Annotated in this window: 12 protein-coding genes; all 12 read left to right on the top strand. The window is 64.8% G+C overall.

The features are described 5' to 3' along the window. Positions 1-96 precede the first annotated feature (96 nt). The 12 genes from CEY05_RS10530 (at position 97) to gsiD (ending at position 13,236) form a co-directional block, all read left to right on the top strand. Positions 97-651, top strand: a complete 555-nt coding sequence (locus CEY05_RS10530; RefSeq protein WP_088598411.1) for a thioesterase family protein — start codon at positions 97-99, stop codon at positions 649-651. 288 nt (positions 652-939) lie between these two features. Then, positions 940-1,641 carry a CoA transferase subunit A gene (locus CEY05_RS10525; RefSeq protein ID WP_088598410.1) on the top strand — a complete coding sequence of 234 codons (702 nt, stop codon included), beginning with the start codon at positions 940-942 and terminating at the stop codon, positions 1,639-1,641. A 13-nt stretch (positions 1,642-1,654) separates the two neighbouring features. After that, on the top strand, positions 1,655-2,311 hold the full coding sequence (locus CEY05_RS10520; RefSeq protein WP_088598409.1) for a CoA transferase subunit B: 657 nt from the start codon (positions 1,655-1,657) through the stop codon (positions 2,309-2,311). Positions 2,312-2,421: 110 nt separating this feature from the next. Continuing rightward, positions 2,422-3,189, top strand: coding sequence for an endonuclease/exonuclease/phosphatase family protein (locus CEY05_RS10515; RefSeq protein WP_088598408.1), 768 nt, complete (start codon positions 2,422-2,424; stop codon positions 3,187-3,189). After that, the gene (gene clsB / locus CEY05_RS10510; RefSeq protein ID WP_088598407.1) at positions 3,186-4,541 is read left to right on the top strand and encodes a cardiolipin synthase ClsB; all 1,356 of its coding nucleotides are present in this window, start codon (positions 3,186-3,188) and stop codon (positions 4,539-4,541) included. Before CEY05_RS10515 ends, clsB begins: the two co-directional genes overlap by 4 nt. Then, positions 4,522-5,559: a lysylphosphatidylglycerol synthase domain-containing protein gene (locus CEY05_RS10505; RefSeq protein ID WP_088598406.1), complete on the top strand. Its 1,038-nt coding sequence runs from the start codon at positions 4,522-4,524 to the stop codon at positions 5,557-5,559. Before clsB ends, CEY05_RS10505 begins: the two co-directional genes overlap by 20 nt. Before the next feature lie 215 nt (positions 5,560-5,774). After that, positions 5,775-6,668 carry a MurR/RpiR family transcriptional regulator gene (locus CEY05_RS10500; RefSeq protein ID WP_255407756.1) on the top strand — a complete coding sequence of 298 codons (894 nt, stop codon included), beginning with the start codon at positions 5,775-5,777 and terminating at the stop codon, positions 6,666-6,668. After that, positions 6,665-7,675: an isoaspartyl peptidase/L-asparaginase family protein gene (locus CEY05_RS10495; protein ID WP_088598405.1), complete on the top strand. Its 1,011-nt coding sequence runs from the start codon at positions 6,665-6,667 to the stop codon at positions 7,673-7,675. The genes CEY05_RS10500 and CEY05_RS10495 overlap by 4 nt, the downstream gene beginning before the upstream one ends. Positions 7,676-7,751: 76 nt before the next feature. Then, a complete protein-coding gene (locus tag CEY05_RS10490; RefSeq protein ID WP_088598404.1) occupies positions 7,752-9,671 on the top strand; it encodes a dipeptide ABC transporter ATP-binding protein in 1,920 nt (639 codons plus the stop codon). Between the two features lie 48 nt (positions 9,672-9,719). Next, entirely contained in the window at positions 9,720-11,273 is a 1,554-nt protein-coding gene (gene gsiB / locus CEY05_RS10485) for a glutathione ABC transporter substrate-binding protein GsiB (RefSeq protein ID WP_088598403.1), read from the top strand. 120 nt (positions 11,274-11,393) lie between these two features. Next, positions 11,394-12,314 carry a glutathione ABC transporter permease GsiC gene (gene gsiC / locus CEY05_RS10480; protein ID WP_088598402.1) on the top strand — a complete coding sequence of 307 codons (921 nt, stop codon included), beginning with the start codon at positions 11,394-11,396 and terminating at the stop codon, positions 12,312-12,314. 7 nt (positions 12,315-12,321) lie between these two features. Then, on the top strand, positions 12,322-13,236 hold the full coding sequence (gene gsiD, locus CEY05_RS10475; protein ID WP_088598401.1) for a glutathione ABC transporter permease GsiD: 915 nt from the start codon (positions 12,322-12,324) through the stop codon (positions 13,234-13,236). Positions 13,237-13,240: the final 4 nt, after the last annotated feature.

Below are 13,240 nucleotides of genomic sequence, written 5' to 3'. Positions count from 1 at the left end.
ATCCAGACTCAACCCACGATTGTATTGCAGCCGCGAACAAGCTCGCGTGCAGCGCGCGAATAACGGTCGGCCCAGGTCCATTCCATCAGGTTATCCATGTCCGAATCAACTCCAGATCGTGCCTCGGCTGCAGCCGCGGTCAGCAGCTCAGTTATTGAATCAGTGGCCGCGGCCACGCCCTCGGATGCACTGCTGTCGCCCGGCGCCACCCACTTCTGCGAACTGCCCCTGCGCTGGGGCGATTCCGACGCCCTCAATCACTTGAACAACACCCTGTACTTCCGCCTGATGGAAGAGGCGCGCATACAGATACTGTATGCCGCCCAGCTGCGCGTGCCGGACGATGTCGGGCCTATCCTGGCCCACGCTTCCTGCGATTTCCTGCGCCCGCTCACGTATCCGGCGTCCGTGCGGGTGACCCACACCCTGATCCGCGTGGGGCGGTCCAGCATCGAATTCGAACTGATGCTGGAGAAGGTGGGCGAGGAGAATCAGGGTAAGCCCTATGCTCGCGGGCGTAACGTCTGGGTCTGGATGGACTACGTCGCCAACCGCTCCGCCCCCTGGCCGCCCGCGACGCTGGCCGCGCTGGCGCGTGTCTTGACGCCGCCGGCCGTGGGGGCGGCGGCTGGTGGCCCCGAAGCGGGATGACGCGAAGCGCGGGCGCCGCGATGTCGTGCGCAGCGGATACGAAACCAGAAAGCGGGGGCAGCGAATCATCGCGATCTGTCGACATGCCGCTGTCCGCTGCACGGACGTTTCCGCATTGCGGCATTCACCCGTAAAATCGATCGCGCCCATCGGCAGCCGGCCACACGTGGTTGCCGATGCGAAAACTTGCTGGACCAATAACACCAAATCCGGCCACCCGCGCCGGGCCCTGCGGGGACGCGGCGGATACGGGACAGGCCGTTTACTGACCTTACTGGAGTTGGAGCGATGGACAAGGTTTATGCGAGCGCCGCCGAGGCGTTGGCCGGCGTCGTCAAGGACGGCCAAATGATTGCCGTGGGTGGCTTCGGGCTGTGCGGCATCCCGGAAGCACTGATCGCCGCCCTGCGCGATTCGGGCGTCAAGGGGCTGACCTGCATCAGCAACAACGCTGGCGTCGACGGTTTCGGCCTGGGCCAGCTGCTGACCACGCGGCAGATCCGCAAGATGATCGCGTCCTACGTGGGCGAGAACAAGGAATTCGAACGCCAGTTCCTGTCCGGCGAACTGGAGCTGGAATTCACGCCGCAGGGCACGCTGGCGGAAAAGCTGCGCGCCGGCGGCGCCGGCATTCCGGCTTTCTTCACCCGCACCGGGGTGGGCACGCTGGTGGCCGAGGGCAAGGAAATCCGCGAATTCGACGGCCATCAATACGTCATGGAGCGTTCGCTGGTGCCGGACGTGTCGCTGGTCAAGGCGCATATCGCCGACCGCAGCGGCAACCTGGTGTTCCGCAAGACCGCGCGCAACTTCAATCCCAATGTGGCGCAGGCCGGCAAGATCACCATCGTGGAAGTGGAGAAGGTGGTGAACACGGGCGACCTGGATCCGGACCAGATTCATCTGCCGGGCATTTTCGTGCATCGGATCGTGGTCAACGCGAATCCGGAAAAACGCATCGAACAACGCACCATCCGCCCCGCCGCGTAAGGAGAACACAACCATGGCATGGTCCCGTGAAGAAATGGCCGCGCGCGCCGCGCGCGAGCTGCAAGACGGTTTCTACGTGAACCTGGGCATCGGTCTGCCCACCCTGGTGGCCAACCACGTGCCGGCCGGCATCGAGGTGTGGCTGCAATCGGAAAACGGCCTGTTGGGCATCGGTCCTTTCCCCACCGACGCTGAAGTGGATGCCGACCTGATCAACGCCGGCAAGCAGACCGTGACGACGCTGCCCGGTTCGTCGATCTTTTCCTCGGCCGATTCCTTCGGCATGATCCGCGGCGGCAAGATCAACCTGGCCATCCTGGGCGCGATGCAGGTGTCGGCCAAGGGCGACCTGGCCAACTGGATGATCCCCGGCAAGATGGTCAAGGGCATGGGCGGCGCGATGGACCTGGTGGCCGGTGTCGGCCGCGTGGTGGTGCTGATGGAGCACGTGGCGCGCAAGAAGGACGGTACCGAAGATCTGAAGGTGCTGCCGGAATGCAATCTGCCGCTGACCGGCGTGGGCGTGGTCGACCTGATCATCACCGACCTGGGCGTGATCGAAGTCACCGACGCCGGCCTGAAGCTGGTTGAACTGGCGCCCGGCGTGACGGTCGAGGAAATCAAGGCCAAGACCGGCGCTCCGCTGGATACGGGCAAGATCGCGGCCTGATCCGAGGCGTAGCGGAATAAAGGCGGCGGCCAGTCTGACTGGCCGCCGTTTTTCATGCCCGGGCACGCGGCTTGCTCGACCCGGCGATCCAGTAACGATCGCGGGAACCCATGTCCGTTTCGAACGGGGAAGCTCCCCTGTCTCTCAAACTATTGACGGTGAACGCCCATAAGGGGTTCACTTTTTTCAATCGCAAATTCATCCTGCCGGAGCTGCGCGACGCGGTGCGCGCGGTGGGGCCGGACCTGGTCTTCCTGCAGGAAGTGCTGGGTGCCCACGAGGGCCATGCCGCGCGGTTCGCGGGCTGGCCAGCGACATCGCAATACGAATTCCTGGCCGACAGCATCTGGGCCGACTTCGCCTACGGGCGCAATGCCGTCTATCCCCAAGGCGATCACGGCAACGCCGTGCTGTCCAAGTTTCCCATCGTGCAGTACGAGAATCTGGATGTCTCCGTGGATGGCCACGAAAAGCGTGGCATGCTTCATTGCGTCATCGCGCCGCCCGGACGCGCGCAGGTACACGCCATCTGCGTGCACCTGGGCCTGCAGGAGGCGCACCGGCAAAGCCAGATCAAGCTGCTGTGCGACCGCATCGAACAGCAGATCCCGCAGGGCGATCCGGTACTGATCGCCGGAGACTTCAACGATTGGCGCCTGCGCGCGCACGCCAGGCTGAGCGACTGCGCCGGCCTGAAGGAAGTGTTCGTCAGCACGCAGGGCGTTGCCGCCCGCACCTTTCCCGCGCGGTGGCCCTTGTTGCGGCTGGACCGCATCTACGTGCGCAATACCGGGCGGTTCCGGCCGTTGGCACTGGCGACGCGTCCGTGGACCCACCTGTCCGATCATGCCCCCCTGGCCGCCGAGGTGGAGCTATGAGCAAACAATGGATACCCGGCAATGATTTCAAGCTGCTGGAAAACGGCGAGGCTTTCTTTCCGCGCGTATTCGAGGCCATCGGCCAGGCGCGTACCGAGGTCCTGATCGAGACCTTCATCCTGTTCGACGACAAGGTGGGGCAGGGCTTGCGGGAAGCCTTGATCGGGGCGGCCAGGCGCGGCGTGCACGTCAACCTGATGGTGGACGGCTACGGGTCCGAAGGGCTGTCAGACGAGTTCATCGGCGGCATGACGGACGCAGGGGTGGTGATCCAGGCCTTCGATCCGCGTGCCCGCGTGTTCGGCAAGCGGATAAACGTGTTCCGCCGGATGCATCGCAAGATCGTGGTGATCGACGGGGAGCTCGCCTTCGTCGGCGGCATCAATTTTTCCGCGGACCACCTGGGCGACTTCGGTCCGCAGGCCAAGCAGGACTATTCGGTGGAGATCCATGGCCCCATCGTGGGGGAGATCCATCGCTTCGGGCTGCGTGCGCTGGAGCCGCCGCGGCGGCGGCGCTGGTGGGGCAAAAGTTCGCACGCGGCCAGCAATCCGCCCAAAGTGGGTTCGGCCGAAGCCATGTTCGTGGTGCGCGACAACCACAGGCACCACACGGACATCGAGCGCCATTACCGCGCTGCCATCCGTCTGGCGCGGCGTGACGTCATCATCGCCAACGCCTATTTCTTTCCCGGCTATCGCCTGCTGCGCGAAATGCGCAATGCGGCGAAGCGGGGCGTGCGCGTACGCCTGATCCTGCAGGGCGAGGCCGACATGCCCATCGTGCCGGTGGCGGCGCGCATGCTGTACGACCATCTGACGGCCGCCGGCGTGCAGATCTATGAGTATTGCGAACGGCCGCTGCATGGCAAGGTTGCGAGTGTGGACGACACCTGGTCCACGGTGGGATCCAGCAACCTGGATCCCTTGAGCCTGGCCTTGAATCTCGAGGCCAATGTGATGATCCGCGATCGCGACTTTGCCGGGGTTCTCAACGAGAGGCTGGAATGGCTGATCGAAAATCATTGCCGCCAGCCGGAGCCGGCGCCACCCGGCAGCCGCAAGCTGCGCAGGCTGTTCTTCGGGGTCTTCGTCTATCACTTCCTGCGGCTCTACCCGTCCTGGATAGGCTGGTTGCCCGCGCACCAGCCGCGGCTGCAGCCCTGGCGCCCCAAGGACAATGTCATCGCCACCGACTCCGAGTCTTCGGGGAAGGTGGAAGGCGAGGAGGAGGATCAGCCGGCAGTGCCTTCCGAGGGCTTGAGTCGCATGGAAAGGGAGTCGCGGCAGTTGAAGGTGCGCGACGCGATGCGGCACGATGCGGAGGTGAGCGATGCCCGCGAAACCGCGTAAGCCCGCCAGTGGCTGGCGGCGGCATTGGCCGTTGCTGAAGAAGGTTTTCTTCATTGCCTTTGCCTTGCTGGTGATCGGCCTGCTGGTGGATCAGGCCCGCAATGTCGAATGGGACAAGGTGCTGGAGGCGGTGCAGGCCTACACCTGGCCAGTGCTGTTGCGCGCCGCCGGGTTGGCGGCGCTGAGTTACCTGATCTACAGCTGCTTCGATCTGTTGGCGATTCCTTATCTGGGCCACATGATTCCCCCGGCCCGGGTGATACCGGTGGGTATCGTCGCGTATGCCTTCAACCTGAACATGGGGTCGCTGGTCGGCAGCGTGGGGTTTCGTTTTCGCCTGTATCTGCGGCTGGGGCTGGCGGCGGGGGAGATCACCCGCATCATCGGTTTGAGCCTGACGACCAATTGGCTGGGCTATCTATGGGTGGCCGGCGGCCTGTTTGCCTGGGGCGTGCTGCCGATTCCCGATGGCTGGAACATCAGCAATTACGCCCTGCGGGGGATAGGGGCGGGCATGGTGGTGGCGGCGATTGCCTATGTCGCCCTGTGCGGACTGGCGCGCAAGCGATCCTGGCGCATACGCGGGCATGAAATCGAGCTGCCGTCCTTCAAGATTGCGGTGGCGCAGAGTGTGCTGGGCAGTGCCTGCTGGCTGTCCATCGGCCTGGTGGTGTGGTCGCTGATGCGCCATGACGTGTCTTTTGCGCTGATCCTGGGCGTGTTGCTGCTCAGTGGTATCGCGGGTGCGGTGACGCACATACCCGGTGGGCTGGGGGTGGTCGAAGCGGTGTTCGTCGCCATGCTGGGCGGGCAGGTGCCGCACTACGAGATCATCGGCACCCTGCTGGCCTATCGCGCGGTGTACTACCTGGCCCCCTTCGCCGTCGCCGCCGTGCTGTATTTCATCCTGGAAGCCAGGTTTCCGAAGCTGGCCCAGGAGGATGAAAACGAGTCCGAGGACGAGGATGCCCACGCCGGCAAGGACAGCGCCGGCACGCCGCGCATCTTCCACTCATAGGCCAGGAGAGAGGTCCCGGCACGGGCCGCAGAGTGGCGCCCCGCTGGGGCAATCCCGTCACAGAAAAGTCCCCGCGAGGGGACTTTTTCATTTCTTCCTTCGGCTCGCCAGTCCGAGGCCGGGGCGTCCGGCTTCTTCCGGGTTTACCCCGACTTTGAAAATTTATTTTCTTAATTAAAATTGCACCGTAATTAAATTTACATTTTCTTCTGGTTTTGAACCTTTCCGACACCCCCGCCCCCTCGATCGCCGAACGCATCGCCAGCGTCCAGGACACGATGAGCCGCTCCCAGCACAAGCTGGCCGAGTACGTGCTGGCGCATCAGTTCCGCGCGGCCACCATGACCATCGACGAGTTCGCGGCGGCCAATGGGGTGTCCATCGCCACCGCCAACCGCTTCGCGCGCACCCTGGGCCTGCCCGGCTACCCGCAGTTCCGCGCCGAACTGGCGCGCGGCTTCGAATCGGCCCTGGCGCCGGTGGAAAGGTTGCGCACCCAGCTGGCCCAGCCGGCCAGCGCCGCCGACGTGTTCGCCAACTCCCTGCGGGAAGACGCCAGCAATATCGAACGTACCCTGCAGGCCATGGACCCGCGCGTGATCGACCGCGCCGTCGATGCCATCCTGTCCGCCGACCGCATCGCCATCGTCGGATTCGGCGCCAGCGGCTATCTGGCCGGCCTGATGCAGCGCGCGCTGTTCGTCTATTGCGGCTCGGTGGATTCGCTGGCGACGCCGGCGGGTGTATCGTGGGCTGCTCGGCAGATCTATCGCCTGACGCCGAAAGACCTGCTGATCCCGATTTCCTTTCCGCGCTACCTGAACGACACGGTGACGCTGGCCACGGCCGCCAAGGCCGCCGGCGTCCAGGTGCTGGCGCTGACGGACAAGCCGACTTCGCCGCTGGCCCCCACCACCACCGTCGGCGCGCTGTACGCCCAGAGCGAAAGACAGTACTCGTCCAATTCAGAAGCCGCTGCCCTGTGCCTGATCGAGGCACTGAGCGCGGCAGTGGCCTACAAGGCCAAGGATTCCATTCAAGCGGCCGTGGGAGTCACCCGGTCCGTCATGCCGTGGCTGATCCACGGCGCAGGAGACCGTAAAAGATGAAGCAGCAACCCGTTATCGCCATCCACGGCGGCGCCGGCGCCATGTCGCGCGCAGCCATGTCCGCCGAGCAGGAAGGCAAGTACATCGCCGCGCTGGAAGGCATCCTGCGCGCTGGCCAGGCTGTGCTGGCCCAGGGCGGATCGGCCCTGGACGCCGTCACCGAAGCCGTGCGCCTGCTGGAAGACTGTCCGCTGTTCAACGCCGGCCATGGCGCGGTCTTCACCAGCGCCGGCACGCACGAACTGGACGCTTCCATCATGGACGGCGCCACGCTGCGTTCGGGCGCCATCGCCAATGTGAACTGCGTGCGCAATCCGGTGCTGGCCGCCCGCAAGGTCATGGAGAACAGCAAGCACGTGTTCTTCGTGGGCGAGGGCGCACAGGACTACGCCCGTGAGCAGGGCCTGGAAATCGTCGATCCCTCGTACTTTTCCACCGAGGCACGGCGCGAACAACTGCTGCGCGTGCAGCGCGAACAGCCGGATGCGGCGGTGCTGGACCACGACGGCCAGGCCATGGTGGCGCGCGCCCAGCCTGTCGCCGAATCCGCGGCCGCGGCTGCAACCCCCGCCGAACCCATCGACGCCGACCGCAAGTTCGGCACGGTGGGCGCGGTGGCCGTCGATGCGCAAGGCAACCTGGCCGCGGCGACCTCCACCGGCGGCATCACCAACAAGCAGGTCGGCCGCGTCGGCGACGCGCCGCTGATCGGCGCGGGCTGCTATGCCGCCAACGCCACCTGCGCCGTGTCCACGACCGGCACCGGCGAGATGTTCATCCGCATGGTGGCCGCGTATGACGTGGCGGCCCAGATGGAATATCGCGGCGTGACCCTGGAGCAGGCCGCGGCCAGCGTGGTGCACGAGAAACTGCCGCGCATCCAGGGCAAGGGTGGCCTGATCGCGGTGGACGCGCAGGGCAATGTGACGTTGCCTTTCAACACCGAGGGCATGTACCGGGGCTACGCCCGGGTGGGCGAAGCCCCGGTGGCTTCGATTTACCGATAAGTATTTACCGCATTCATGGATGAACGGCGGACTGGCGCGCCAGCCTGCCGTATCGTGCAAGCAAGGATATAGAACGATGGCCGATGGAGCCCAACACCTGGCAATGCCGGATAACCGGGTCGTCCAGGTCCGTGACCTGACCGTGCGCTTCGTAGGCGCGGAGCGTACCGTGGAAGCGGTGCGCAACCTCAATTTCCACGTCGATCGGGGCGAGACCCTGGCCATCGTGGGCGAGTCCGGTTCCGGCAAGTCCGTGACCTCGCTGGCGCTGATGCGCCTGGTCGAGCACGGCGGTGGCCGCATCGCCCAGGGCAGCATCCAGCTGCGCCGCCGCAACGGCGCGGTGCTGGAGCTGACCGGCGCCAGCCAGCGTGCCATGCGTGGCGTGCGCGGCGCCGACATGGCGATGATCTTCCAGGAGCCGATGACTTCGCTGAACCCCGTGTTCACGGCCGGCGACCAGATCGCCGAGTCCATCCGCCTGCACCAGGGCAAGGACAGCGCCGCCGCGCGCGCCGAAGCCCTGCGCATGCTGGAGCTGGTCCGCATCCCGGAAGCGCGCTCCATCATGAACCGCTTCCCGCACCAGTTGTCGGGCGGCATGCGCCAACGCGTCATGATCGCCATGGCACTGGCCTGCAAGCCGGCCCTGCTGATCGCCGACGAGCCGACCACCGCGCTGGATGTGACCATCCAGGCGCAGATCCTGCAGTTGATCCGTGCGCTGCAGGAAGAAATGCACATGGGCGTGGTGTTCATCACCCACGACATGGGCGTGGTGGCGGAAGTGGCCGACCGCGTGCTGGTCATGTATCGCGGCGACAAGGTCGAGGAAGGCCCGTCCGAACAGATCTTCTCCGCGCCGTCGCACTCCTATACCAAGGCCTTGCTGTCGGCCGTGCCGCGCCTGGGTTCGATGACGGGCACCGACTTGCCGGCCCGCTTCGAGCTGGTCCAGGTGGACAAGGCGGCCAAGGTGGACGGCGCGGCCATCGCGGCAGCAGCTGATCGTCCCGGCGAAGCTGTCATTGACGAGCAGCAAGTATCGCCGCGCGCCAGCGGTGAACCCATCCTCAGCGTGCGCGACCTGGTGACACGCTTCGATCTGCGCGGCGGCATCCTGGGCCGTGTGCGCGGCCGCGTGCACGCCGTCGAGAAAGTCAGCTTCGACCTGTATCCCGGCGAAACCCTGGCGCTGGTGGGCGAATCCGGTTGTGGCAAGTCGACCACCGGCCGTTCCCTGCTGCGCCTGACGGAAAGCCAGTCCGGCACCATCCTGCTGGAAGGGCGCGACATCGGCAAGCTCAAGGGCGCCGAAATGCAGACGCTGCGGCGCGACATGCAGTTCGTGTTCCAGGACCCGTTCGCGTCGCTCGATCCGCGCGTGACGGTGGGTTTCTCCATCATGGAACCCTTGCTGGTGCACGGCGTGGCCAGCGGCAAGCAGGCCGAGCGCCGTGTCGCCGAGCTGCTGGAACGCGTCGGCATGCCACCGGAAATGGCGCAGCGCTATCCGCATGAATTCTCCGGCGGCCAGCGCCAGCGCATCTGCATCGCGCGCGCCCTGGCCCTGAATCCCAAGGTGGTGATCGCCGACGAATCGGTGTCGGCGCTGGATGTATCCATCCAGGCGCAGATCGTCAACCTGATGATCGACCTGCAGCGCGACCTGGGCGTGTCCTTCCTGTTCATCTCGCATGACATGGCGGTGGTCGAGCGCATCAGCCACCGCGTGGCGGTGATGTACCTGGGCCAGATCGTGGAGATCGGTCCGCGCCGCGCCATCTTCGAGAATCCGCAGCACCCGTATACCAAGAAGCTGATGGCGGCCGTGCCCATCGCCGATCCGGCGCGCCGGCACCTGAAGCGCCAGTTGCTGACCGAAGAGATTCCCAGCCCGGTGCGCAAGCCGGGCGACGAGCCCCTGGTCCAGCCGCTGGTCAATGTCGGTCCCGATCACTACGTTGCCCGGCATGCGCTGGGCGGTGCGTATTGAACTTCGTTTTTCACCACCAAACCTCCTTACTGAACTCAGGAGTGCTTCATCATGAAACTGCTTCGCCCGACTCGCATGATGGCTGCCGCCGCGCTGGCCTTTGGCGTGCTCGCATCCCCGTTGGCCCACGCCAGCAAGGACGTGACCTTCGCTGTCGCCATCGCGCTGGAAACGCTGGACCCGTACAACACCATCAGTACGCTGAACCAGGCTGTCGGCAAGGCCTACTATGAAGGCCTGTTCGAGTTCGACAAGGACCTGAAGATCCAGCCCTTGCTGGCCACAGGCTACGAAGTGAGCCCGGACGGCCTGGTCTACACGATCAAGCTGCGCCAGGGTGTCAAGTTCCAGGACGGTACGGATTTCAACGCCGACGCCGTCAAGGTCAACTACGACCGCGTTTCGAATCCCGAGAACCACCTGAGCCGCTACACGCAGTTCAACCAGGTCGAGAAGACCGAAGTGGTCGACCCCTACACCGTGCGCATCACGCTGAAGAAGCCGTTCTCGGCCTTCATCAACGCGCTGGCGCACTCGTCGGCCATGATGATCTCGCCGACGGCGCTGAAGAAGTGGGGCAAGGACATCGGCTTCCATCCGGTCGGCACCGGCCCCTTCGAATTCGTCGAATGGAAGCCGGCTGAATACCTGAAGGTGAAGAAGTTCGACGGCTACTGGAAGAAGGGCTATCCGAAGGTCGATACGCTGACCTTCCGCACCGTCACGGACAACAACACCCGTGCCGCCGTGGTGCAGACGGGCGAGGCGCAGTTCGCCTTCCCAGTGCCGTTCGAGCAGGCCGCCGTGCTGGCCAAGAACGACAAGCTGGACCTGATCGACGACAAGAACTCGATCATGGCGCGCTACCTGTCCATGAACACGATGAAGAAGCCCTTCGACAACGTCAAGGTGCGCCAGGCCGTCAACTACGCCATCAACAAGCAGGCCCTGGCCAAGGTAGCCTTCGCCGGCTACGCCAACCCGGTGTCGGGCGTCGTGCCCAAGGGCGTGGACTACGCCACCGATATCGGCCAGTACGCCTACGATCCCGCCAAGGCGCGTGAACTGCTGAAGGAAGCCGGCTACCCCAGCGGTTTCGAAAGCACCTTGTGGTCGGCCTATAACGACGGCACGTCGGTCAAGGTGGTGCAGTTCCTGCAGCAGCAGCTGGCCCAGGTCGGCATCAAGGTGTCGGTGGAAGTGCTTGAATCCGGCCAACGCGTGCAGCGCGTGCAGCAGGTGCAGAAGCCTGAAGACGCGCAGGTCCGCATGTACTACGCGGGCTGGTCGTCCTCGACGGGCGAAGCCGACTGGGGCCTGCGTCCCTTGCTGGCCAGCACGTCGTATCCGCCCACGCTGAACAACGTGTCGTACTACTCGAACCCCAAGGTTGATGCGGACCTGACCAAGGCCCTCAGCACGTCCAACCGCGACGAGAAGACCGCGCTGTACAAGGACGCACAGGAAACCATCTGGAAGGATGCGCCCTGGGCATTCCTGGTGACGCAGAACAATGTGTATGCGAAATCCAAGAACCTGACGGGTGTGTATGTGCAGCCGGACACCAATTTCTGGTTCGGCGACATCGACCTCAAGCAGTAAATCGCGACGATCCGCGCGCCGCGTCCGTCATACGGAAGCGGCGCGCGCCGTTTTGCCGCAAGTTCACGCGGCGCCTCGCGGTAGATTCAATGCGGGGCACCGCGCGCTGGAATGATCTAAATGTTCTCCTATATCGTCAAACGCCTTCTGGGCATGATCCCCACGCTGCTGCTGGTTTCGGTGGTGGTGTTCCTGTTCGTGCATATGCTGCCGGGTGATCCCGCGCGCCTGGCCGCCGGCCAGGATGCCGACGAGCAGACCGTCGAACTGATGCGCAAGGAGCTGGGCCTGGATCTGCCCATGCCGCGGCAATTCGTGCGTTACTTCCAGCACATGCTGCACGGCGACCTGGGCACTTCGCTGCGCAGCAAGCGTCCGGTGACGACTGAAATCGCCGACCGTTTCAATCCCACGCTGCTGTTGACCCTGACCAGCATGGTCTGGGCGACGGTGTTCGGCATGGTGATCGGCATCGTATCCGCGGTCTGGCGCAATAAATGGCCCGATCGCCTGGGCATGACGCTGGCCGTTTCCGGCATCTCCTTCCCCGCCTTCGCGCTGGGCATGATGCTGATGCAGGTGTTCTCCGTGGGCCTGGGCTGGTTGCCGACCGTCGGCGCGTCCAGCTGGAAACACTACATCCTGCCTTCGATCACGCTGGGGGCCGCCGTGGCCGCCGTGATGGCGCGCTTCACCCGCGCGTCCTTCGTCGAGGTGATCCAGGAAGACTTCGTGCGTACCGCCCGTGCCAAGGGCTTGTCCGAGCGCGTGGTGGTGGTCAAGCACACGTTGCGCAACGCCATGATTCCCGTGATCACCATGATGGGTCTGCAGTTCGGCTTCCTGCTGGGCGGCTCCATCGTGGTAGAGACCGTGTTCAGCTGGCCCGGCCTGGGCAATCTGCTGGTCAACGCGGTGACCCAGCGCGACTACCCCGTGATCCAGGGGCTGGTGCTGCTGTTCTCTTTCGAATTCATCGTGATCAACCTGGCCGTGGACGTGCTTTACGGCGTCATCAACCCCAGCATTCGCTACAAGTGAGCCGGCCATGAGCAATATCAATACTGTTACTCCCTCGTCGGCGCCCGCCGCCGCGCCGGCCGCGCCCACCGATGTGCGCACGCCGTTCAGCGAGTTCTGGCGCAAGTTCAAGAAGCAGCACCTGGCGGTGGCCGCGGCGTTCTTCGTCCTGCTGCTGGTGCTGGCGGCGGTGTTCGCGCCCTGGCTGGTGCCCTTCGATGCCGAGAACTTCTTCGATTACGACCAGCTCAACGCGGGGCCGTCGCTGACCCATTGGCTGGGCGTGGATTCGCTGGGCCGCGACATCTTCAGCCGCATCCTGATGGGCTCGCGCATTTCGCTGATCGCCGGTTTCGTGTCGGTGGCGCTGGGTGCCATCGTCGGTACCGCCATGGGCCTGATGGCAGGCTATTACGAAGGCTGGTGGGAGCGCATCACCATGCGGGTGTCGGACGTGCTGCTGGCTTTCCCCGGCATGCTGCTGGCGATCGGCGTGGTGGCCATCCTGGGCTCCAGCATGGTCAACGTGGTGGTGGCCGTGGCCGTGTTCAGCGTGCCGGCTTTCGCCCGCCTGGTACGCGGCAATACGCTGGCCATCAAGCACATGACCTATGTCGAGGCGGTCAAGAGCGTGGGGGCGTCGGACTGGACCATCATCATGCGCCACATCCTGCCGGGGACGATCTCGCCCATCGTGGTGTACGGCACGATGCGCGTGGGCACGTCCATCATCACGGCCGCCAGCCTGTCCTTCCTGGGCATGGGCGCGCAGCCGCCGACGCCGGAGTGGGGCGCCATGCTGAGCGAAGCGCGCGCCGACATGGTGACGTCGCCGCACATCGCCGTGTTCCCGGCGCTGGCCATCTTCCTGACGGTCCTGGCCTTCAACCTGCTGGGTGACGGGCTGCGCGACGCGCTGGATCCGAAGATCGACCGCAAGTAAAACG

The organism is Achromobacter sp. HZ34, assembly GCF_002209485.1.
Lineage (GTDB): Bacteria > Pseudomonadota > Gammaproteobacteria > Burkholderiales > Burkholderiaceae_B > Bordetella_C.
The sequence above is the reverse complement of the archived record's forward strand: the minus strand, read 5'-3'. Positions and strand labels throughout refer to the sequence as shown.